Raw genomic sequence first — 21,339 nt, forward strand, 5'->3', positions numbered from 1 at the left:
GCATGTTCCCCTTCAGCGGTGCGATCCCACCATTGTGCGCCTGCCCCGGGGGTCACCGGACGATTTCGGTGTCCAGGGTCACGGGGCGGGCGGGGGGACCCTCATCGAGCAGTGTCCGCAGCAGCCCGGCGAGTCTGGTCGGGTACACCGTCTCACGCGCCCCCGTGAGTTCCGGGCACGTCCACCAGCGCGCTCCGGCGACGCTGCGCCGCTCCAGCTCGGTCAGCGCCGTGGCGGCCGCGGTCACCGTCCGGGTGGTGCGGGCGAGGTAGTACCACTCGTCCTGGTCCCAGCGGCGCCCGGCGAACGGGAAGGAGCACCTGCGCCGCCACAGCACCGGGCCCAGTGCGACATCGGTGATGCCGGTCTCCTCGGCCAGTTCGCGCAGCGCGGCCTGTTCCCGGGTCTCCTCGCCCTCGACTCCGCCGCCGGGCGTGAACCACCAGTCGTCGGCGGGGTCGTCGGGTTCATGGCCGTGCAGCAGAAGGATGCGGTCCCGCGGGTCGAGCAGCACGACCCGGGCGACCCTGCGCAGTCCGCCCTCGTAGAAACCCCCGGCCGCCGTGACGGGCTCAGCGGACACCGGCGGTCTCTCCGTTCGCCCGCGCCCGGGACACCGCCGCCCGTGTGGCGACAGGGCCGTAGGCGGCCCCGCCGAGCACGAGGACGGCGCCGGCGATCACCGCGGCGACGACCGTCCCGAACGGGCCGGGCGAGGAGAGCGCGCCGAGCTTCTCGAAACCGGCGGGCGCCCGCAGTGTGCCGTTCATGGGCCAGACCACGGCGTCGACCCGGGCCTGGACCGCGTCGCGGGAGACGGTGCCGCCGGCGGCGTCGGTGAGGTGGGCGGTGGAGTCCACCGACCCGGAGCGCTCGTCACCGAGCAGGAACAGGCGCCCCTTCGGCACGATCACCTCGGGGAAGTCGGCGAACCCGGTCACCGTGTCCTCGGCGAGATACGGTTCGTCGATCTCCTCGCCGTTGACCGTCAGCCTGCCGCCCTGGCAGCAGGAGACCTTGTCACCGCCGACGGCGACCACCCGCTTCACCATGGGCACGTTCGACCATGTCTCGTCCGTGAAGACGACGACGTCACCACGGCGGACCTCGCCGCCGTCGACCCGCTCGGCCAGCACCCGGTCCCCCGCGCCGATCGTCGGCGCCATCGAGGTGGTGGGCACGGTGTACGGCCGGTACACCACCGCCGCCCAGACGAATCCGCCGAGGAACAGCGTCAGACCCAGGGCCACGGCCAGGTTGGACAGCACCCGGCCGGTCCGGCCGGGCGCCCGGCCACTGCCCGGACCGCCCGTGCCGGGGACCGTACGCGTCGTGCTCCGACCACTCATGGGCCGCACCCTACCCGGCGGTACCGGACGCGGTCAGCCCTCTTCCCGGCCCGCTCCGCCGCCGTACCGCCGACGCCGCCACAGCACCAGCGGCACCGCGCCCGCGAGCGCCAGCCCCTGCGGCGCGACCGACGGGGCCCCGGCGGACGACGCGGCGTCCAGGCCGGGCTGGTCGAAGGTGTCCGGGACGGGCAGGTTGGTCCACCGGTTGACCGGCCAGGCGATGACGATGGCGCGGCCGACGACCTTGTCCACGGGGACGAAGCCCTCGTTGCTGTCGGCCCGGTTGTACCGGGAGTCCCGGGAGTTCTGGCGGTGGTCGCCCATGACCCAGATGTGGTCCTCGGGGACCTTCAGCTTGAACTGGCCGCCCTGGTCGTCCTGGCTGCACGGGGTGTTGCCGGGATACACGTACGACGACTCGTCCAGCGCCATGCCGTTGACCTTGAGCGGGCCGGTGCCCTTGCACTCGATCGTGTCACCGCCTACGCCGATGACCCGCTTGATCAGGTCCTTCTCCTCCGCGGACGGCATCAGGCCGATCCAGCTGAGGACCTTCTGCAGCGGATTCGGTTCGGGCGTCGGCTCGCCCGCCAGCCAGTTGTCCGGGTCGTGGAAGACGACGACCTCGCCGCGCTCGGGCTCGGAGCCGAACCAGGGGGTGAGCTTGTCGACCAGGACCCGGTCACCCTGCTGGAGGGTGTTCTGCATCGAGTCGGAGGGGATCGAGAACGCCTGCACCAGGAACGTCTTGATCAGCAGCGCCAGCACCAGCGCGATACCGATCAGGATCGGCAGCTCCTTCCAGAAGGAGCGGTGCTGCTTCGCCCGCGGAGAACCGTCGTCCGACCCTCCCCGCTCGGCCGGGGGCTGCCCGTCCCCGGGACCTTCGCCGCCCGCCGCCGAGTGATTCCCGGGAGTCACGGAGTCATCCGCCGCCGGATAGGCCGCTTCCGCGGGACGCCCGCGGTGCTCCTCGCCCTCGCGTCCGGACCGTGCGCCAACCGCCGCATCCCCCACGCCAACTCCTCACTCTCTGCCGCCGCCCGCGCCATGCCCGGCGCAGGCCCACTACTCCCATAACGAGCGGGAGTTCCGCAGGGCTCGGGAGCTGGACCAACCCATGGGGATCGTCCGGGGCAACCCTATGCGACAGCGGAGCGGCAGCGGTCGACCCCGGCGCGGAGTCCGACACGGAGGCGTAGGTCGTGGGTTCCTCCAGAGTGCTCCAGCGGCCGAACGGCCAGGCGATGACCACGGCCCGGCCCACCACCTCCTCCTCGGAGACGGTGCCGCCGTAGTCGGTGTCCTGGTGGGAGCGGGAGTCGGCGGAGTTCGCCCGGTGGTCACCCATCACCCACAGCCGCCCCTCGGGCACCGTGATGTCGAAGGGGATCGTGGAGGGAGCGTTGCCGGGATAGAGGTAGTCCTCTCGCAGGGGCACGCCGTTGACGGTGACCCGGCCCTGCTGGTCGCAGCACTGGACCCGGTCGCCGCCGACGCCGACGACCCGCTTGATGAGGTCCTTCTCGTTCTCCGACGGCAGCAGTCCGATGAAGGTGAGCCCTTCCTTGATCTGCTTGATGCCGACCGGATCGTCCTTCTTCGTGGCCCCCGGTTCGTCCTGGAGCCAGCCACCGGGATCCTTGAACACGACGACGTCACCGCGCTGCGGCTCCGACCCGAACCACGGCGTGAGCTTGTCCACCAGGACGCGGTCGCCGATCTGGATCGTCTGCTCCATGGAGCCGGACGGGATGACGAAGGCCTGTACGAGGAACGTCTTCAGCACCAGCGCGATCAGCACGGCGACGCCGATGAGGAGGGGGATCTCCTTGACCGCCCCGCGCCTGCGGCGGCGTTTGACCTTGCGCTGCAGTTTGCGGCGCTCGGCCCGGCTGCGTCCGGACGACGCGGCGGCCGCGCGGCGGAAGCCCGTGGGCAGCAGGTTCTCCGCGGCGCTCGCCGGGACCCCGCGGGGCTTGCCGCGGTTACCCATGACCGCCCTCCCCCGGACCGGCCGCGTCCCGCGCGGGCACGCGGTCGTAGGCGTCGGGCCGCTGCAGCCGGGTGGCTCGGGCCAAGGGCCATACGATCGCGCCGGCGCGGCCGATCACCCTGTCCACCGGAATCATGCCGCCGCCGGGCGAACCCAGGCGGTCGCGGGAGTCGCTGGAGTTGCCGCGGTGGTCACCGAGGACGAACAGCCGCCCGCCGGGCACGACGACGTCGAACGGAACCGTGGAGGGGCTGTCCCCGGGGAACACGAAGCGCGACTCGTCGACCGACCGGCCGTTCACCCGGACTCTCCCCTCCCCGTCACAGCAGACCACGTGGTCTCCGCCCACCCCGACGACCCGCTTGATGTAGTCGGCCTCACCGAAATACCCGGTGCCGTCGAACACAATCACGTCGCCCCGGCCGGGCCCCTCACCGAACCCGTACGCCAGCTTATTTACGAGAACGCGGTCCCCGACCCTCAATCCGGGTTCCATCGATCCACTCGGGATCTCGAACGGCCGTGCGACGAACGTGTTGACGGCCAGCAGGAACAGCAGACAGGGCAACAGGGTCAGGGTAATGCGCCCGCCGGGGAGCCAGTGCGTGATACGCCGCACCAACGCGGAGCGCGACCGCTCCTCCGGCCCCGGCGTTCCCGAGGTGTTCTCGGGTCCGGCCGTGGGGGAGGAACGGTCGCGCTCCGTCGGCTGTGCTTCGGTGTCCATCGGGGCCAGATGCTATCCGGCCCCGATGTGACGCCGGTAAAGCGCTCAGTTCTCGCGCTTCTCCTTGATCTTCGCCGCCTTGCCGCGCAGCTCGCGCAGGTAGTACAGCTTGGCGCGGCGGACGTCACCCCTGGTGACGAGCTCGATCTTCTCCACGATCGGGGTGTGCACCGGGAAGGTGCGCTCGACGCCGACGGAGAAGGAGACCTTGCGGACCGTGAAGGTCTCGCGCACGCCGGCACCCTGGCGGCGGATCACCACGCCCTTGAACTGCTGCACACGGGAGCGGCTGCCCTCGATGACGCGCACGTGGACGTTGACGGTGTCGCCGGGGCGGAAGGCCGGGACGTCGCTGCGCAGCGACGCGGAGTCGACGGTGTCGAGCAGGTGAGACATTTCGTCTGCTTTCTTCGCTGATGCCGCAGGTCATCAACGGCAACTAGAGTTCCGGTTCAAAGGGTGCGGTACGGGCGGGCGTCATGTCCCCCTGCGGCAGGGGCGCACGCCTGACGACGCACAACAGCGGCCTATTCTTCCACGTCGTCGGTCCTGCGCCAAAATCGGCCGTAGGGTTCTCCCGCCGGATCCGGCGCCCAGCCCAGGATGGACAGCATCTCGCGGTCCTTCTTGTCGAAGGCACCGGGATCGCAGCGTTCGATGAGGTCGGGCCGGTGGGCCGTGGTGCGGCGCAGCGCCTCGTCGCGCCGCCAGCGGGCGATCTTCCCGTGGTGGCCGCTGAGCAGTACGTCCGGGATCCCCCGCTCGCGCCACCGCGGCGGCTTGGTGTAGACGGGGCCTTCGAGCAGGCCGGCCATGGCGCCCGGCGCGAAGGAGTCGTCGCGGTGCGAGTCGGCGTTGCCGAGGACTCCCGGCAGCAGGCGGGCCACGGCCTCGGTGACGACGAGTACCGCCGCTTCGCCGCCGGCCAGGACGTAGTCCCCGATGGAGACCTCGTACACCGGCATCCGGGTGGCGTACTCGTCGACGACACGGCGGTCGATGCCCTCGTAGCGGGCCGGGGTGAAGATCAGCCAGGGGCGTCCGGAGAGGTGGACGGCGAGTTCCTGGGTGAAGGGGCGGCCGCTGGGGGTGGGGACGATCAGGGCCGGCTCGCCGGAACCCGTCTCGTAGCCGTCCGCCAGGACGGAGTCCAGCGCGTCTCCCCACGGCTCCGTCTTCATGACCATGCCGGGGCCGCCGCCGTACGGGGTGTCGTCGACGGTGTTGTGCCGGTCGTAGGTCCACTCACGCAGGTCGTGCACGTGCACGTTCAGCTGACCGCGCGCGCGGGCCTTGCCGACGAGGGAGATGTTCAGCGGTTCCAGGTACTCGGGGAAGATCGTGACGACGTCGAGCCGCATCACGTCTCTTCCCCGGCGGCGTCCCGCTGGGACGCGACCTCGGCACGGTCGTCGATCAGACCGGGCGGCGGGTCGATGACCGCACGCTGCTCCTCCAGATCGATCCCGGTGACGATCGCCTCGACGAACGGTACGTACACCTCGGTGCCGTCGGGACGCTCGACCACGAAGAGGTCCTGGGTGGGCAGATGGGAGATCTCGGTGATCCGGCCGACCTCCTCCCCGTCCTTCGTGACGACGTCGAGGTCGATGAGCTGGTGGTCGTAGTACTCGTCGTCGTCCTCGGGCCGTTCGTCCGGGTCGACGTCGGCGATGAGGAGAATGTTGCGCAGCGCCTCGGCGCCGGTGCGGTCGTGGACGCCCGCGAAGCGCAGCAGGAGGCGGCCGCTGTGCACCCGGCCGGTCTCGATGGTGAGCGGCCCGGCCGAGGCGGGGTCGGTGGCCAGGACGGCACCGGGCCCGAGTCTCAGCTCCGGTTCGTCGGTGCGGACCTCCACGGTGACCTCGCCCTTGATGCCATGGGCACGGCCGATGCGAGCGACTACCAGCTGCACTGTGCTTGATCTCCTGTCGGACTGCGACGAACCCCTCGGGGCCCGGAACGACCACGGGCCGGGGACGGCCCAGTGGCCCTCCCCGGCCCGAGCCGGTGCTGCGACGGCGTCAGCGGACGTGGTCCACGTCGACGAGGTCGACACGGATACCGCGGCCGCCGATGGCGCCCACTACGGTACGCAGAGCGCGAGCGGTGCGGCCGTTGCGGCCGATCACCTTGCCGAGGTCGTCCGGGTGGACCCGGACCTCGAGCACGCGCCCGCGGCGCAGGTCACGCGAGGCGACCTGCACATCGTCAGGATGGTCGACGATGCCCTTCACGAGGTGCTCGAGAGCCTCCTCGAGCATGCTCAGGCCTCGGTCGACGCAGACGCAGAGGACGCGGCGGCGGCCTCGTCCTTCTTCTCGGCCTTCTTCTTCTGGGTGATCGCCTCACCCTTGCCCTCGTCGTCGCCGCCGAACTGCTCGAACGACGGACGGGCAGGCTTCTCGGCCGCTTCCAGCAGCGGAGCCGGGGCGGGCTCGCCCTTGAACTTCTGCCAGTCGCCGGTCTTCTTCAGGATGGCGAGCACGGGCTCGGTCGGCTGGGCGCCGACACGGAGCCAGTACGCCACGCGCTCGGCGTCGACCTCCATCACCGACGGGTTGTACGTCGGGTGGTACTTGCCGATCTCCTCGATGGCCCGGCCGTCACGGCGGGTACGGGAGTCGGCGACGACGATGCGGTAGTGAGGCGAACGGATCTTGCCCAGACGCTTCAGCTTGATCTTGACTGCCACGGGAGTGGGTTCTCCTGGATTTGACGTGGGTGGGCACGGCGGAGATGCCGCGTGGGGTTGCGGTACCCGAGTGCCCGATGGACGCGTCAGCCGGAGGAGAGAGGGGTCCTGTGCGACTGTCGAGTACAGCTAGCCATTGTGCCACACCCTGCGGGGCCGGGTTGCCGTGGGGGTGACAGGTGGGCACGACAGAACGGCGGTCGAGCGGGCAGCGGCGCCTCCGTCCGCGTACGGCGGATGCGCCACCGGGCCCGCCGGCGCCCCGCGCGGGCCGCTCTGCGGCGGGAAGGCCCGCAGTGGCGGTGGCGGGACGCGACGGCGGCCCGGGCAACAGGGGAAGTCTGTCCCGGCACCCACGAGGTGCCGGGGGTCAGCTTGCCACCACTACTTCCGGGATCTGGAACGGCTTGCCGCAGCCGCCGCAGACGATGGGGGCCTGGGCCAGGACGGACGGGACCACGCGGACGTTGCGACCGCAGTCGCAGACGGCTTTGACGCGCACCCCGCCTCCGGAGGAGCCGTGGCGCGCGGCCGGCCCCCGGAAGCTGCGGGCGGTGTCGGCCGCCGTCGCCACCGTGTGGGCCTTCAGAGCCCGGTGGAGGCGCTCCGTGGTCGGACGGTAGCGGCGCTTCGCCTCGGGGGTGAGCGTGACCAGCGAGAAGCCGCTGCTGGGATGCGGCTCCTCGGGGTGGTCCAGGCCCAGCTCCTCGGCGATCGCGAGGAATCTGCGGTTGTGGTAGCGGCCGGCGCGGGATGTGTCGCGTACGCCGCGCGCGGCGGCGACGCCGTGGACTGCTTCGTGCAGCAGTCGCTCGAAGGAGAGTTCGTGACCGCACGCGGACGACGACTCCCCGATCAGTGACTCGGGCGCGGCAAGATCGGGCAGCTCGGGGTGGTACCGCTGAATATCGGCCCACGCCTGTGCCAGTTCTGCGGCGAGAACAGGTGGTGTCTGTGTCGTGCTCACGTAATGACAACGAGCGCGGGTGCCTCAGTGTTCCGATTCCGGGGCATCCCAAATAATTTGCACGTACCCGTCAGTTGCCACTGATGCGTCCTGACGAGGGCGGGTGCGCTGATCTGCGGAGAAGCCTCGCAGCTCACCTCAAGGTGGTGCGTAGGCTGACGTACGCCCACCCGTCTGCCGCCCTCACCCGCGCGGTGGTGCGCGAGGTCCCCGGTTGCGCAAGGGGCGTTTCGGCCGCCTTCGGCGGCCGGGCGTCCGGCTCACCGGAACCGCCACGCCCGTGACGCTACTCCCTCCCCCGGCGGCACCGCGCACCGCCCTGCCCCGGCGCGGCACAGCGAGCGTTCTTGCCACTGTCATGAGCGAGTACCAAGCCGCCCGCGCATTCCACTGGACGACACGGCGGGGGCGGAGTTTCCTGGCATACGGGGGGTGTGCGCGCACCGCACGGGGGCCAGGGAATCGGGCACCGCGGCAACTCTCGGCTGATTGGGGCGCTTACCTATGACACCTACGCTCGTGCGGCAGCACCCGCCTCGCACGGGGGCCGCCTCCCGTGTGGACCAGCGTGCACGCGCGCGTGACTGGTCCGAGATTCAGGAGCGCATGCTCGTACCGCTCTACGAGGCCGTCTACGAGCGACTGGACGTGGATGCCACGACACGGCTCCTCGGGCTCGGCTGCGGCTCCGGACTGGCCCTGCTCATGGCGGCCGCGCGGGGAGCCGCGGTCACCGGTGTCGACACCGCCGCCGACCGGCTGGCCCTGGCCCGCGAGCGGCTGACGCCGGACGGGCGGGACGCGGGCGCCCGTACCGCCGCCCGGATCGTGCACGGCTCGCCGGCGGACACGGCCCGCACGGACACGCCCGGGTACACCGTCGTGACCGCCTTCGATCCGATCGGCTGCCTTTCCGGGGACGCCGAGGGGCTGACGGAACTGCTCACCGAATCGGTGCCGCTGGCCGGGAGCGGAGCGGCCGTGGTGCTGGCCGGCTGGGGCCCGCCGGAGCGCTGCGCGACGACCTCCGTGCTCCGGGTCGCCACCGAACTGGCGGAGCCGCTGTGCGGCCTGGGTGTCTGGCGGCCCACCGGCCGCGACGACCTGGAACGGGTCGCCGCGCGGGCCGGGCTGCGGCCCGACGGCTCCGGCCGGGTGGCGTGCCCGTTCGGCTACGCCGACCCGGACAGCGCGGTGCGGGGCCTGAAGTCGACGGGCCTGTTCGATCCGGCGATCACCGCCACGGACCAGGCACAGGTCGACAAGGAACTGGCGGAGGCCCTGCATCCGTACCAGCGGCCGGACGGGACCGTGTGGATGCCGAACGTGTTCCGCTACCTCGTCGCGCGCACCCCCTGAGACACACCGCTGGGGCGCCCCCTCGGTGAGGGGACGCCCCAGCGGCGCGCCGGGGAGCGCCTCAGCCCATGAACTTCTTGAACTCGTCGGGCAGTTCGAAGTCCTTGCCGCCCTGCTGCGGCAGCCCGAAGGCGTTACCGCCCTCGGCCGCGGCGGCACGGCGCGCGGCCTCCTCCTGCTCCTGCTGCTTGCGCTTCATCGGGTTGCCGGAGCGCTGCTTGCCCTTGGCCTGCTTCTGCTTCTTCTTCGCCCGGCCCGGACCGCCGCCCGTGCCCGGCATCCCGGGCATCCCCGGCATGCCGCCGCCCTGCGCCATGCGGGACATCATCTTCCGCGCCTCGAAAAACCGCTCGACCAGGTTCTTCACCGCGCTGACCTCGACACCGGAACCCTTGGCGATACGGGCACGGCGGGAGCCGTTGATAAGGGTCGGCTCCTGGCGCTCGGCCGGGGTCATCGACTTGATGATCGCGGCGGTGCGGTCGACGTCCCGCTCGTCGAGGTTGTTGATCTGGTCCTTGATCTGACCCATGCCGGGCAACATCCCGAGCAGCTTGCTGATGCTGCCCATCTTCCGGACCTGCTCCATCTGGGCCAGGAAGTCGTCCAGGGTGAAGTCCTGGCCCTTCTTCGACGCCAGCTTGGAGGCCATCTTCTCGGCCTCTTCCTGACTGAACGTCTTCTCCGCCTGCTCGATCAGGGTGAGCAGGTCACCCATGTCGAGGATGCGGGAAGCCATCCGGTCCGGGTGGAAGGCGTCGAATTCGTCGAGCTTCTCGCCGTTCGAGGCGAACATGATCGGCTTGCCGGTGACCTGCCGGATCGACAGCGCCGCACCACCGCGCGCGTCACCGTCGAGCTTGGAGAGCACCACGCCGTCGAAGCCGACGCCGTCGCGGAAGGCCTCCGCGGTGTTGACCGCGTCCTGACCGATCATCGCGTCGACGACGAACAGGATCTCGTCGGGGCTGACGGCGTCGCGGATGTCCGCGGCCTGCTGCATCATCTCCTGGTCGATGCCCAGGCGGCCGGCGGTGTCCACGATCACGATGTCGTGGACCTTGGTCCTCGCGAACTCGATGGAGTCCTTGGCGACCTTCACCGGGTCGCCCACACCGTTGCCCGGCTCGGGCGCGTAGACGGCCACGCCCGCGCGCTCGGCGACGACGCTCAGCTGGTTCACCGCGTTCGGGCGCTGGAGGTCGGCGGCGACCAGGACCGGGGAGTGCCCCTGGTCCTTGAGCCACTTGGCGAGCTTGCCCGCGAGGGTCGTCTTACCGGCACCCTGCAGACCGGCCAGCATGATCACGGTGGGAGGCTGCTTGGCGAAGCGCAGACGGCGGGTCTCGCCGCCGAGGATGGCGATCAGCTCGTCGTTGACGATCTTGATGATCTGTTGCGCTGGATTGAGCGCCTTGGAGACCTCGGCGCCGAGGGAGCGTTCCTTGACGTTCTTGATGAACGCGCGGACGACCGGCAGGGCCACGTCCGCTTCCAGGAGAGCGATACGGATCTCACGCGCCGTGGCGTCGATGTCCGCTTCGCTCAGCCGGCCTTTTCCGCGGAGGTTTTTGAAGGTCGCGCTGAGGCGGTCGGAGAGGGTGTCGAACACGGCGGCGTCGGTCCTCGATGTCGGGGGCGTTTGGGCTGCCCTCCAGAGTATCCGGCTCCGCAAGCGAATCGTCCCCGCCCGCTTCGTTCAGCGGACGGGGACGGCTCCCTGCAAGCGGCGGGGAGCACTCCCTGGCCATCGGAACATCCCCCCACCGGCGGGGAGCACACCCGTTCAACGGGGAAGCGACGGCAGGATCACGCCCGCAGGGTCTCCTCCAGCTTCCGGGCCACCGCCACGGCCTCCTCGGCGGGCAGCGGCGCACCCTCGGGGCCGGTCACGTAGAAGGCGTCCACGGCGTTCGCCCCCAGCGTGCTCGCGTGCGCGCTCCGCACCCGCACCCCGGCGTCCTCCAGCGCCCGCCCGATGCGGAACAGCAGGCCGGGGGCGTCCTGCGCGCGGACCTCGATCACCGTGGCGTGCCGGGAGGCGGCCCGGGCGACCGTCACACGCGGCGGGGGCGCGACCACACCCCGGCGCCGGGGGTAGGCGGCGTCCCGCTCGGTGAGGCGGGCGGCGATGTCGAGGCTGCCGTCCAGGGCGCGTACGAGGTCGGCGCGGAGCCGGGCGGCCTGGGGCAGGGAGCCGTACTCGGCGGCGACCCGCCAGTCCAGCAGCAGTACGGATCCTTCGACGCCCGCCGGGAGGTCCAGCGCCCGCAGCTCGGCGGTCCGCACGGTCAGCCGGTGCAGGGCGAGCAGGCCGGCCACCGCGGGAAGAACGCCCGCCTGGTCGGGGACGGCGATGAGCAGTTCCACGCCCAGCGGTTCGGGGTCGCCGGAGGGTTCGGCGGGCGGCCCGGTCTGGGCCCGCAGGGACAGCACGGGCGCGCCCGTGGCGACCGCCTCGAGCGCGAGACGTTCGTGTTCGGCGGTGGGCGCGGCGTCCGCGAGGTCGGCCGGTACCTCGCCGGAGAGCACGGCGGCGACCCTCTTGACCAGGTCGGTGACGAGCGAGGCGCGCCAGGACGACCAGGCGGCCGGTCCGGTGGCGAGGGCGTCCGCCTCGGTGAGGGCGTGCAGCAGTTCGAGGGTGCCCTGGGAGGCGACGGCTCCGGCGACCGCGCGCACGGTGGCGGGGTCCTCCAGATCGCGCCGGGTGGCGGTCTCGACGAGCAGGAGGTGGTGGCGTACGAGGGTGGCGATCACGGTGACGTCGTGCCGGTCGAAGCCGATGCGGGTGGCCACGTCCTTGGCGATGACCTCGCCGGCCACCGAGTGGTCGCCCGGCCAGCCCTTGCCGATGTCGTGCAGCAGCGCGGCGACCAGCAGCAGGTCGGGCCGGTGCACGCGCCGGGTGAACTCGGAGGCGCGCACGGCGGTCTCGATGAGGTGCCGGTCCACGGTCCACAGGTGCACGGCGTTGCGCTGGGGCCGGCAGCGGACCCGTTCCCAGTCGGGGAGCAGGAGGTTGACCAGGCCCTCCGCCTCGAGTGCCTCCCAGACCTGCACGGTGGGCGGTCCGGAGCCCAGCAGGGTCACCAGCTGTTCCCGTGCCTCGGCGGGCCAGGGCGCGGGCAGGGGGCGGGCACCGGCCGCCATGCGCCGTACGGCGTGCAGGGAGAGCGGGAGTCCCGCCTGGGCGGCGGCGGCCGCGGCGCGCAGCGGTAGTACGGGGTCGCGTTCGGGGCGCGCGGCGCGGGCGAGTACCACCTCGCCGTCCTGTTCCACCACCCCTTCGGCCAGCGGCGAGCGCTCGGGCGTGGTCTTCCCCCCGCCCAGCGCCCTCCCGTCGCCCGCCACCGCCCTTCTGAGGAAGTCGCTTCGCTCCCTTGCCAGTCTGCGCAGTCGCGGCCGCACCGCGCGGGAGCGCAGGACGCGTCCCACTTCGCGCCAGGTGACGTCGTTGGCGTAGGCGATGACCCGCGCGGCCTCGTAGACCTGCCGCAGCAGCGCGTCCGCGTCGAGCATGCCGAGTTCGGCCGCGACCTGGTCCTGTTCCTGGAGCGCGAGGCGGTCGGCGGCGCGGCCGGTGGTCAGGTGCAGGGCGTCCCGCACGTCGAGGAGCCGGCGGCGGGCGTCGGCGAGGCCGTCGCGCGGGGCGTCCGCGAGCCAGGAGGCGGCGACCGCCCGCAGGGCGGTGACGTCGCGCAGTCCGCCGCGGGCCTCCTTGAGGTCGGGTTCCAGGAGGTACTGCAGCTCACCCATGCGGGCCGCGCGTTCCTCGCCCATCTCGCGCAGGGCGGGGAGCCGCTTCGGCGCCTGGTTGCGCCAGTCGGCGAGTACGGCCGTGCGCAGTGCCGTGGTGAGGCCGAGGTCACCGGCGATGTGCCGGGCGTCCAGCAGTCCGAGCTGCACCTTGAGGTCCTCGCCCGCGGTCCTGCGGGCCTCCGCCGGGGTGCGGACGGAGTGGTCGAGGGCGAGGCCGAGGTCCCAGACGGGATACCAGAGGCGGTCGGCGAGGGCGGCGACCGCCCTCGGGTCGCCGCCGTCGTGCAGCAGGAGCAGGTCGAGGTCGCTGCGCGGGGAGAGCTCCGCGCGTCCGTAGCCGCCCACGGCGACCAGGGCGACGCCGCGCGGGACCTCGGCGCCCGCGGCGAACAGTCCGCCCAGCCATGTGTCGGTGAGGTCCGCCAGGGCGGCACGGCGCGGCGGCCCGGACCGCGCCCCCTCGGAGAGGAGGCGCAGCCGGGCCGCCGCGTAGCCGCTGGGTCCCGAGTCCGTCGTCCCGTTGTCCATGTCCGTACCCGTCACCCGGCGACTCCTGTTCCGTTCGTGTGCCGTCAGAGTGCGTCCGGGCCGCGCTCGCCCGTCCGTACCCGTACGGCCGTCTCGACGGGGATCGACCAGACCTTGCCGTCGCCGATCTTCCCGGTACGGGCGGCCTTCACCACGACGTCGATCAGCTGCTCGGCGTCGTCGTCCTCGACCAGTACCTCGATGCGGATCTTGGGCACCAGGTCGACGGTGTACTCGGCACCGCGGTATACCTCGGTGTGGCCGCGCTGGCGGCCGTAGCCGCTGGCCTCGGTGACGGTCAGGCCCTGGACTCCGAAGGCCTGCAGCGCCTCCTTGATCTCGTCGAGCCGGTGCGGCTTGACGACGGCGGTGATGAGCTTCATGCGTCCACCTTCTTGTTCTCGGCCGGGCCGGCGGGGGTGCTGGCCGCGGTGCGGGCCGCGCCGCCGCCGGCGCCGCTGAAGTCGTACGCGGTCTCGGCGTGCTCGGCCTGGTCGATGCCGGCCACTTCGTCGTCCTCGGAGACTCGCATACCGATGGTCCTGTCAAGGAGGAAGGCGAGGACCGCGGAGACGACCAGCGAGTAGGCGAGGACACCGGCGACTCCGGCGCACTGCTTCCAGAACTGGTCCAGGCCGCCGCCGTAGAAGAGGCCTTCGACGTCGGACTGGCCCTTGCCGGTGGCGAAGAAGCCGACGAGAAGGGAGCCGATGATGCCGCCGACGAGGTGGACGCCGACGACGTCGAGGGAGTCGTCGTAGCCGAACCTGTACTTCAGTCCGACGGCCATGGCGCACAGCACACCGGCGATGAGGCCGACCGCGATCGCGCCGAGCGGGGAGACCGCGCCGCCGGCCGGGGTGATGGCGACCAGGCCGGAGACGGCGCCGGAGGCGGCGCCCAGCGTGGTGAAGGCGCCGTGGCGGATCTTCTCGTAGGCGAGCCAGCCGAGGACGGCGGCACCCGTGGCGACCTGGGTGTTGACGAACATCAGCGCGCCGACGCCGTCGTCGTTGCCGAGCCACGAGCCGGCATTGAAGCCGAACCAGCCGAACCACAGCAGGGCCGCGCCCAGCATCACCAGCGGGAGGCTGTGCGGACGCATCGGGTCCTTCTTGAAGCCGATGCGCTTGCCGATCACCAGGATCACACCGAGCGCCGCGGCACCGGCGTTGATGTGGACGGCCGTACCGCCGGCGAAGTCGATGACGCCGAGCTCGAAGGCCCAGCCGCCGGAGCCCCAGACCCAGTGGGCGACGGGGAAGTAGACGACGGTGACCCACAGGGCGATGAACAGCGCCCACGCGGTGAACTTCACCCGGTCCGCGAGGGCGCCGCTGATCAGCGCGGGGGTGAGGATCGCGAACATCATCTGGAAGACCAGGAACACGAAGAGCGGGATGGTGGTGCCGTCCCACAGTTCCGTCAGTCCGATGTTGCTGAGGCCGACCCAGTCGGAGTTCCAGCCGATGAGGCCGCCGGAGTCGGTGCCGAACGCCATGGAGAAGCCGTACAGCACCCACAGAACCGTGACGATTCCCAGGCTGATGAAGCTCATCATCAGCATGTTCAGGGTGCTCTTGACGCGGACCATGCCTCCGTAGAAGAAGGCGAGGCCCGGGGTCATCAGCATGACCAGGGCGGAACAGATGAGCATGAACCCTGTGTTGGCGGCGGACAGCGTGGGCGTGTCTGCGGCCAGGGTGATGGCTGGTGCCATCGGCGTCTCCTCGTCGTTGGTACGGCCCGTGCGGGCGAGCCTTGAGCGGATTGAGGGGTGGGCCGGTTATGCGCCATGAGATTCGCGCAGCGCCGTTTCGGTGGAGGCCCCTCGTTGTTTCGCCGCCGTGACGAAGGCACCCGGCGTGTTACGGGTCGGTGAACAGCCGGATCCGCGGAGCGCCGATCGTTATCGTGGCGCAACCTTCGGTCTACGGCGGTGAGCCCGCGGCCGGGGAGACGAGAAAGCCGGCCGCGACCGGCCTCCGAATGACTGGCATGGGGGAGCCGAGTCGGGCAGTTCGGGAGGGCCGGCCGCGGCCGGGGTCGGGTGGCTGTGCCGGGTCAGACGGCCTCTGCGCTCTCGGGCAGTTCGATCGCGAGCCGCTCCGTGAGGTCGACGACTTCGCCGAGATCGCCGAAGTCGCGTACGGCGGTGTCGACCGTCTTTCGGATACGAGTGTTGACGCGCTCGGAGCGGACCTTCTTGGCCGCCTTGATGGCCTCGGTGGCGAGAACCGTGCTCTGTTCGGGCTCGCGCTGGAGCAGGTGGACCGTGGCCATGCCGATCAGATTGAGGGCGTAGGAGCGCTGGTGTTCGCCGCCCTCCTGTCCGAAGAGTTCCACGGCCCGCCGCATCAGCGGCTCGGCGAGCGAGGCGTAGGTGGGGCTGCGGCCGGCGACGTAGGCGAGGTCGCGGTAGGAGTGGGAGTTCTCGGCGTGGAGTTCGGCCTCGGAGAAGAAGCGGATCCAGTCGGCGTCGGGCTCGTCCCACTCGCCGGACTCGGCGAAGGTGTCCTCGGCCATCCGCACGGCCCGCTTGCACCGGCCGGGCTGGCCCATGTTGGCGTAGGCGCGGGCCTCCATCGCATACAGCATCGACTGGGTGCGCGGGCTCGCGCAGTCGCGGCTGCCGTACTGGGCGAGGTGGACCAGCTCCAGGGCGTCCTCGGGCCGGCCGAGGTGGATCATCTGGCGGCTCATGCTGGACAGCACGTAGGAGCCGAGCGGCCGGTCACCGGCCTCCTTGGCGGCGTGCAGGGCGAGGACGAAGTACTTCTGCGCGGTGGGCTGGAGCCCCACGTCGTACGACATCCAGCCGGCCAGTTCGGCGAGTTCGGCGGCGACTTTGAACAGCCGTCGGGTGGTGGTCTCCGGCTGGGGTTCCTGGAGCAGGTCGGTCACTTCGTGCAGCTGTCCGACGACCGCCTTGCGGCGCAGGCCGCCGCCGCACTGGGCGTCCCACTGCCGGAACATCGTGGTGGTGGTCTCCAGCAGGTCCAGCTCGGGCTTGGAGAGCCGGCCGCGGGCGCGGGAGGCGGAGGAGACCGGGTCCGGTTCGCTCCGGGGCAGCGGGGCGGGCGGGCCCGGGACGAGCCAGCGCTGCATGGGCTCGATGAGGGACGGGCCCGCGGAGAGGGCGAGCGAGCTCCCGAGGAAGCCGCGCCGCGCCAGCATCAGGTCGCTGCGCGAGAACTCGCTGAGCAGAGCCACCGTCTGCGGACCCGTCCAGGGCAGGTCGACGCCGGTCGCGGAGGGCGCGGGGCGGGTGGTGCGCAGGCCCAGGTCCTCGACGGAGACGACGACGCCGAAGCGCTCGGAGAACAGTTCGGACAGGATTCTGGGGATCGGCTCGCGCGGGTTCTCCCCGTCGAGCCAGCGGCGCACCCGTGAGGTGTCGGTGGAGACGTGGTTGGCGCCCAACTGGCGTGCTCGGCGGTTGACCTGTCGGGCCAGTTCGCCCTTGGACCAGCCGCTGCGGACGAACCACGAGGCGAGAAGCCCGTTGGGGCGTTTCTCCGGACTCGCTGTGCTCGTCCCGCCGTCGCCCTTGCCGCTCACTGGAACGCCCCCATCCCTGAAGACCACTTGTCGCTGAGTGCGCCAAGCCCTATCAGAATGCCGGTTGTCGGGGCCGCCCGTCCGGCGGTTACCACCCTTCGAACGGAAAGCCGAGTTGCCTCCGGCATACCCACGAGTGCATGTGCCCCAAGAAGCCGTGCACACAAAGTAACCCCACGATCACTCGCCCCACCATGGCGGAACCGCAATCGCCACCATTCGCCACCCCTTCGAATGAACTCACCGTCGCCGACCCGCGCTTCACTTGACGTCGGACAGCCAAGAGTGGGTGCAGCGGTGCACACAGGGGCGCGCACCGCCCGATGCACCACCCTCGGCACTTCGAGGCGCCGTGTGATCGAGCAGGGCACGGGGAAATCGGAAGCAGAGAGTCACGCCACGAGTCCACAACGTGACCAACGCGGGCCGGACCCGTTGGAGGGGGTATGGGCTTCACGATCGGCATCAGTCGGGGCATCCGCGACATCCGGTCCGGCTCCCGTCGCCGGGGCCGCTCGTCGGACGGGACCGTCGTGGCGGAGTACACCGGCTTGTGGGGATGGGACGTGGTGCCGGGAGCCCGGACGTCCGCGAGCGCCTGCTCCTGCGGACGCGCCGTCTGCCCGGCACCGGGCGCGCATCCGCTCGGGCACGCGCCGGTGATCCGCGCCGGGGCACCGCTGGACGAGGTGACGGCCGTCTGGTCCGAGTTCCCGGGAGCCTCGCTGATGCTGCCGGTGGGGCGGGCGTTCGACGTGATCGAGGTGGCCCGGCCCGCCGGCTGCCACGCGCTGGCCCGGCTGGAGCGCATGGGCCTGCCGGTCGGCCCGGTCGCGGCGACTCCCGACGGCCGCGCCCAGTTCCTCGTCGCCCCCGGTGCCGCGGCCGCCCTGTCCGGACTGCTCTACCGCATGGGCTGGGACGACCCGGCAGCCCTCGATCTGCGCGGTCTCGGCCCCGGTACGCACATCACGGCACCGCCGTCCGACCGGGGCGGCCTCGGTCCGGTGCGCTGGCTGCGCTCCCCCGCCCCGGACTCGGCGTCCCGGCCGCCGGAGGCAAGCCTGCTGCTGGGCACCCTCGCCTACATGGCGCACCGGTCGGGCGCCTGACCAAGGCACCGGGCGGGACACGGCTGTCCGTGACGTTGTCCGGCCGTGCGGCCGGAGGTAGGGGCGGGTCGGGTCGGGCAGGATCGGGCGGGTCAGATCGGGTCGGGTCGGGCAGAGCGAAGCGCCCGTCCCCCGGTCTGCTCGGGAGCGGACGCTTCTTCGCCTCTGGCGGATGTACTGCGGGCCGTCACTCCCCGATGAGCGCGTCCACGAAGGCCTCCGGCTCGAACGGCGCCAGGTCGTCCGCGCCCTCGCCGAGGCCGATCAGCTTGACCGGCACCCCCAGCTCACGCTGGACCGCGATCACGATGCCGCCCTTGGCCGTGCCGTCCAGCTTGGTGAGCACGATGCCGGTGATGTCGACGACCTCGGCGAAGACCCGGGCCTGCACCAGGCCGTTCTGCCCCGTGGTCGCGTCCAGCACGAGCAGCACCTCGTCCAGCGGAGCCTGCTTCTCCACCACGCGCTTGACCTTGCCGAGCTCGTCCATCAGGCCGGTCTTGGTGTGCAGCCGCCCGGCGGTGTCGATGAGCACCGCGTCGGCGGCCATGTCCTTGCCCTCCTTGACCGCGTCGAACGCGACGGAGGCCGGGTCACCGGCCTCGGGCCCGCGCACGGTGTGGGCGCCGACGCGCTCGCCCCAGGTCTGGAGCTGGTCGGCGGCGGCGGCACGGAAGGTGTCGGCGGCGCCGAGGACGACGGTGTGGCCGTCGGCGACCAGCACGCGGGCCAGTTTTCCGGTGGTGGTGGTCTTGCCGGTGCCGTTGACGCCGACGACCATCACGACGCCGGGGCCGCCGGCCGCGTTCTCGGTGTGCACGGTGCGGTCCATGGTGGGGTCGACCAGGGTGATCAGCTCCTCGCGGAGCAGTGTGCGCAGTTCCGCGGGGGTGCGGGTGCCGAGCACCCTCACGCGTTCGCGCAGCCGGTCGACCAGTTCCTGGGTGGGCTGCACACCGACGTCCGCGGTGAGCAGGGTGTCCTCGATCTCCTCCCAGGTGTCCTCGTCGAGGTGTTCGCGGGACAGCAGGGCGAGCAGGCCCTGGCCCAGGGCGTTCTGTGAACGGGAGAGACGGGCCCGCAGCCGGACCAGCCGGCCGGCGGTGGGCTCCGGGATCTCGATCTCGGGAGCCTCGGCGGCGGGCGGTTCCTCGATGACGACGGGACCGGCGCCCGCCGGAAGATCAACCTCCTCGATGGTGCGCCGCGGTTCCTCCCGCGGCGTCTCGGCCTCTTCGCCGACGTGCGGCTCGGCCGGAGGGGCGGTGATGTCGGGCGCGGCGGGGGGCGGCGGGGGCAGCGGCTTCTTGCGCCGGCTGCCGACGATGAGCCCGCCGAGTGCGCCGAGCACGACCACGGCGATGACTACAGCAAGGATGACGATGTCCATAACAGCCCCAGTATGGCGTGGCCGCCTGCGAGGCCGTTCGTTGTACGCGCGGGGCCCTCGGCGCCGCCGGGCCGGCCCGGCCCGCCGCTCTGCCCCGTTCTGCCCCGTGCCGGGCGGGAAGCCTCCGGGGGTGGGGTCACCACGCGTCCGGTGTCGGACGTGTACGGGGTCCGCGAAGGCGACGTCGCACACCTGGTCCTCAGGAACCACACCGCCGCCCGACCCGGGCAGTGCCCGGGTCGGGCGGCGGACCTGAACCCCGCTTCCCCCCGGTTCGCCGGGACGGCGGTCAGCCCATCTCCTCCAGCGTCTTGCCCTTCGTCTCCTTCACGAACTTCAGGACGAAGGGGATGGAGAGCGCGGCGAAGACCGTGTAGATCACGTAGGTGGCGGAGAGGTTCCAGTCGGCCAGCGAGGGGAAGCTCGCGGTGATGGCCCAGTTGGCGATCCACTGCGCGGCGGCGGCGACGCCGAGGGCGGCGGCGCGGATCCGGTTGGGGAACATCTCGCCGAGCATCACCCAGACGACCACGCCCCACGACAGGGCGAAGAAGAGAACGAAGACGTGTGCGGCGATCAGGGCGACCCAGCCCTGGGTGGCGGGCAGCTGGCCGTCGACGAGGTCGAAGGAGAAGGCCCAGGCCTCCAGCGCGAGACCGATCACCATGCCGACGGAGCCGATGATCGCGAGCGGCCTGCGGCCGATGCGGTCGACGAAGATCATCGCGATGACCGTGCCGAGGATGTTGATGATCGATGTGGTGAAGGAGTAGAAGAAGGAGGCCGTCGGGTCGACGCCGACCGACTGCCACAGCGTCGCCGAGTAGTAGAAGGCGACGTTGATGCCGACGAACTGCTGGAAGACGGACAGGCCGATGCCGATCCAGACGATCGGCTTGAAGAAGAAGCTGCCGCCGAGCAGGTCCTTGAAGCTGGACTTCTCGTCGCGGCGCATCGCCGTCTCGATCTCGGCGACGCGGGCGTCGAGGTCGATGCCCTTGCCCTCGACCTCTTCGAGGATCTTCCGGGCGCGCTCCTGCCGGCCGGCGGAGATCAGATAGCGCGGGGACTCGGGGATGACGAAGGAGAGCAGGCCGTAGAGGACGGCGGGGACGACCATCACACCGAGCATGACCTGCCAGGCCTCCAGGCCCATGATCTCGCCGCGCTGGTCACCGTCCGCGGCGTTCAGGATGCCCCAGTTGACCAGCTGCGACACGGCGATGCCGATGACGATCGCGGCCTGCTGGAAGGAGCCGAGCCGGCCGCGGTAGGCGGGCGGGGCGACCTCCGCGATGTAGGCCGGGCCGATGACGGAGGCCATACCGATGGCGAAGCCGCCGACGACCCGCCAGAAGGCGAGGTCGTACAGCGAGAAGGGCAGCGCGGAGCCGATGGCGCTGACGGTGAACAGGACGGCGGCGATCTGCATGCACCGGATCCGGCCGATGCGGTCGGCTATCCGGCCGGCGGTCGCGGCGCCGACGGCACAGCCGATCAGAGCGACGGCGATGACCTGGGCGAGCGCGGCGGAGCCGATGTCGTAGCGGTCGCGGACGGCCTCGACGGCGCCGTTGATCACGGAGCTGTCGTAGCCGAAGAGGAAACCGCCCATGGCGGCCGCCGCCGCGATGAAGACGACGTGCCCGAGATGTTCGGGTTGAGCCGTCCCGGCTCCTGACTTCTGTGCCTGCGATGTGCTGGTCACGTGTACTCCTCGGGCCACCGGCAGCATCGCCGGATGGGGGGTCAGCCCTTCGAGGTCCAGCGGAAGGTACCTGAAGGTAAAAAGAACAGTGGAGAGAATATGTCTTCAATTCTTGAAGTCAAAAGGCAGCCTGTTGTGACTTCGGGGTCGCAACACAGCATGGGGTGTTCACGTCTTGAAGA

20 protein-coding genes are annotated in these 21,339 nt (G+C 71.2%); 2 read left to right on the top strand and 18 right to left on the bottom strand.

Going from position 1 to position 21,339, the window contains the following annotated elements; all coding sequences use genetic code 11:
* Positions 1 to 52: 52 nt before the first annotated feature.
* The 11 genes from HTV45_RS18735 to HTV45_RS18785 form a co-directional block, all read right to left on the bottom strand.
* Entirely contained in the window at positions 53 to 583 is a 531-nt protein-coding gene (locus tag HTV45_RS18735; protein WP_215206965.1) for an NUDIX hydrolase, read from the bottom strand.
* A complete protein-coding gene (gene lepB, locus HTV45_RS18740) occupies positions 573 to 1,349 on the bottom strand; it encodes a signal peptidase I (RefSeq protein WP_215206966.1) in 777 nt (258 codons plus the stop codon). The genes HTV45_RS18735 and lepB (HTV45_RS18740) overlap by 11 nt, the downstream gene beginning before the upstream one ends.
* Positions 1,350 to 1,382: 33 nt before the next feature.
* On the bottom strand, positions 1,383 to 2,369 hold the full coding sequence (gene lepB, locus HTV45_RS18745; RefSeq protein WP_215206967.1) for a signal peptidase I: 987 nt from the start codon (positions 2,367 to 2,369) through the stop codon (positions 1,383 to 1,385).
* The gene (gene lepB / locus HTV45_RS18750; protein WP_215206968.1) at positions 2,278 to 3,348 is read right to left on the bottom strand and encodes a signal peptidase I; all 1,071 of its coding nucleotides are present in this window, start codon (positions 3,346 to 3,348) and stop codon (positions 2,278 to 2,280) included. The genes lepB (HTV45_RS18745) and lepB (HTV45_RS18750) overlap by 92 nt, the downstream gene beginning before the upstream one ends.
* Positions 3,341 to 4,075 carry a signal peptidase I gene (gene lepB / locus HTV45_RS18755; protein WP_215206969.1) on the bottom strand — a complete coding sequence of 245 codons (735 nt, stop codon included), beginning with the start codon at positions 4,073 to 4,075 and terminating at the stop codon, positions 3,341 to 3,343. The genes lepB (HTV45_RS18750) and lepB (HTV45_RS18755) overlap by 8 nt, the downstream gene beginning before the upstream one ends.
* Positions 4,076 to 4,120: 45 nt before the next feature.
* Positions 4,121 to 4,471: a 50S ribosomal protein L19 gene (gene rplS, locus HTV45_RS18760; RefSeq protein ID WP_215206970.1), complete on the bottom strand. Its 351-nt coding sequence runs from the start codon at positions 4,469 to 4,471 to the stop codon at positions 4,121 to 4,123.
* Positions 4,472 to 4,602: 131 nt separating this feature from the next.
* Entirely contained in the window at positions 4,603 to 5,436 is an 834-nt protein-coding gene (gene trmD / locus HTV45_RS18765; RefSeq protein ID WP_215206971.1) for a tRNA (guanosine(37)-N1)-methyltransferase TrmD, read from the bottom strand.
* Entirely contained in the window at positions 5,436 to 5,990 is a 555-nt protein-coding gene (rimM, locus tag HTV45_RS18770) for a ribosome maturation factor RimM (RefSeq protein WP_215206972.1), read from the bottom strand. The genes trmD and rimM overlap by 1 nt, the downstream gene beginning before the upstream one ends.
* 109 nt (positions 5,991 to 6,099) lie before the next feature.
* Positions 6,100 to 6,339, bottom strand: coding sequence for an RNA-binding protein (locus HTV45_RS18775; protein WP_215206973.1), 240 nt, complete (start codon positions 6,337 to 6,339; stop codon positions 6,100 to 6,102).
* 2 nt (positions 6,340 to 6,341) lie between these two features.
* Positions 6,342 to 6,770 carry a 30S ribosomal protein S16 gene (rpsP, locus tag HTV45_RS18780; RefSeq protein WP_215206974.1) on the bottom strand — a complete coding sequence of 143 codons (429 nt, stop codon included), beginning with the start codon at positions 6,768 to 6,770 and terminating at the stop codon, positions 6,342 to 6,344.
* 370 nt (positions 6,771 to 7,140) lie between these two features.
* Complete coding sequence (locus HTV45_RS18785) at positions 7,141 to 7,737, bottom strand: hypothetical protein (RefSeq protein ID WP_215206975.1); 597 nt, start codon at positions 7,735 to 7,737, stop codon at positions 7,141 to 7,143.
* Between the two features lie 504 nt (positions 7,738 to 8,241).
* On the opposite strand from HTV45_RS18785, the gene HTV45_RS18790 reads away from it, so the two are divergent.
* Entirely contained in the window at positions 8,242 to 9,096 is an 855-nt protein-coding gene (locus HTV45_RS18790; RefSeq protein WP_215206976.1) for a methyltransferase domain-containing protein, read from the top strand.
* Positions 9,097 to 9,157: 61 nt separating this feature from the next.
* On the opposite strand, the gene ffh is transcribed toward HTV45_RS18790, so the two are convergent.
* The 5 genes from ffh to HTV45_RS18815 form a co-directional block, all read right to left on the bottom strand.
* Positions 9,158 to 10,708 carry a signal recognition particle protein gene (gene ffh, locus HTV45_RS18795; protein WP_215206977.1) on the bottom strand — a complete coding sequence of 517 codons (1,551 nt, stop codon included), beginning with the start codon at positions 10,706 to 10,708 and terminating at the stop codon, positions 9,158 to 9,160.
* Between the two features lie 197 nt (positions 10,709 to 10,905).
* Positions 10,906 to 13,386: a [protein-PII] uridylyltransferase gene (locus HTV45_RS18800; RefSeq protein ID WP_215207022.1), complete on the bottom strand. Its 2,481-nt coding sequence runs from the start codon at positions 13,384 to 13,386 to the stop codon at positions 10,906 to 10,908.
* Between the two features lie 44 nt (positions 13,387 to 13,430).
* Entirely contained in the window at positions 13,431 to 13,769 is a 339-nt protein-coding gene (locus HTV45_RS18805) for a P-II family nitrogen regulator (RefSeq protein ID WP_215206978.1), read from the bottom strand.
* Positions 13,766 to 15,106, bottom strand: a complete 1,341-nt coding sequence (locus HTV45_RS18810) for an ammonium transporter (RefSeq protein WP_215206979.1) — start codon at positions 15,104 to 15,106, stop codon at positions 13,766 to 13,768. Before HTV45_RS18810 ends, HTV45_RS18805 begins: the two co-directional genes overlap by 4 nt.
* Before the next feature lie 344 nt (positions 15,107 to 15,450).
* Positions 15,451 to 16,947 carry a hypothetical protein gene (locus HTV45_RS18815; protein ID WP_215206980.1) on the bottom strand — a complete coding sequence of 499 codons (1,497 nt, stop codon included), beginning with the start codon at positions 16,945 to 16,947 and terminating at the stop codon, positions 15,451 to 15,453.
* Between the two features lie 446 nt (positions 16,948 to 17,393).
* Between HTV45_RS18815 and HTV45_RS18820 the strand changes: the two genes are divergently transcribed.
* Positions 17,394 to 18,059, top strand: coding sequence for a bifunctional DNA primase/polymerase (locus tag HTV45_RS18820; protein WP_215206981.1), 666 nt, complete (start codon positions 17,394 to 17,396; stop codon positions 18,057 to 18,059).
* Between the two features lie 187 nt (positions 18,060 to 18,246).
* Here HTV45_RS18820 and ftsY read toward each other — a convergent pair whose 3' ends face one another.
* Together ftsY and HTV45_RS18830 are read right to left on the bottom strand one after the other, a co-directional pair.
* Positions 18,247 to 19,449 carry a signal recognition particle-docking protein FtsY gene (gene ftsY, locus HTV45_RS18825; protein ID WP_215206982.1) on the bottom strand — a complete coding sequence of 401 codons (1,203 nt, stop codon included), beginning with the start codon at positions 19,447 to 19,449 and terminating at the stop codon, positions 18,247 to 18,249.
* Positions 19,450 to 19,738: 289 nt separating this feature from the next.
* Positions 19,739 to 21,157: a sugar porter family MFS transporter gene (locus tag HTV45_RS18830; RefSeq protein ID WP_215206983.1), complete on the bottom strand. Its 1,419-nt coding sequence runs from the start codon at positions 21,155 to 21,157 to the stop codon at positions 19,739 to 19,741.
* Positions 21,158 to 21,339 lie beyond the last annotated feature (182 nt).

This window comes from Streptomyces sp. CHD11, assembly GCF_018638295.1.
Lineage (GTDB): Bacteria > Actinomycetota > Actinomycetes > Streptomycetales > Streptomycetaceae > Streptomyces.

Excerpts from the sequence above, each read along its gene's own strand:
- lepB (WP_215206966.1), bottom strand. The coding sequence starts at position 1,349 with ATGAGTGGTCGGAGCACGACGCGTACGGTCCCCGGCACGGGCGGTCCG.
- lepB (WP_215206968.1), bottom strand. The coding sequence starts at position 3,348 with ATGGGTAACCGCGGCAAGCCCCGCGGGGTCCCGGCGAGCGCCGCGGAG.
- lepB (WP_215206969.1), bottom strand. The coding sequence starts at position 4,075 with ATGGACACCGAAGCACAGCCGACGGAGCGCGACCGTTCCTCCCCCACG.
- rplS (WP_215206970.1), bottom strand. The coding sequence starts at position 4,471 with ATGTCTCACCTGCTCGACACCGTCGACTCCGCGTCGCTGCGCAGCGAC.
- trmD (WP_215206971.1), bottom strand. The coding sequence starts at position 5,436 with ATGCGGCTCGACGTCGTCACGATCTTCCCCGAGTACCTGGAACCGCTG.
- HTV45_RS18775 (WP_215206973.1), bottom strand. The coding sequence starts at position 6,339 with ATGCTCGAGGAGGCTCTCGAGCACCTCGTGAAGGGCATCGTCGACCAT.
- HTV45_RS18790 (WP_215206976.1), top strand. The coding sequence starts at position 8,242 with ATGACACCTACGCTCGTGCGGCAGCACCCGCCTCGCACGGGGGCCGCC.
- HTV45_RS18800 (WP_215207022.1), bottom strand. The coding sequence starts at position 13,386 with ATGGACAACGGGACGACGGACTCGGGACCCAGCGGCTACGCGGCGGCC.
- HTV45_RS18805 (WP_215206978.1), bottom strand. The coding sequence starts at position 13,769 with ATGAAGCTCATCACCGCCGTCGTCAAGCCGCACCGGCTCGACGAGATC.
- HTV45_RS18810 (WP_215206979.1), bottom strand. The coding sequence starts at position 15,106 with ATGGCACCAGCCATCACCCTGGCCGCAGACACGCCCACGCTGTCCGCC.
- HTV45_RS18820 (WP_215206981.1), top strand. The coding sequence starts at position 17,394 with ATGGGCTTCACGATCGGCATCAGTCGGGGCATCCGCGACATCCGGTCC.
- ftsY (WP_215206982.1), bottom strand. The coding sequence starts at position 19,449 with ATGGACATCGTCATCCTTGCTGTAGTCATCGCCGTGGTCGTGCTCGGC.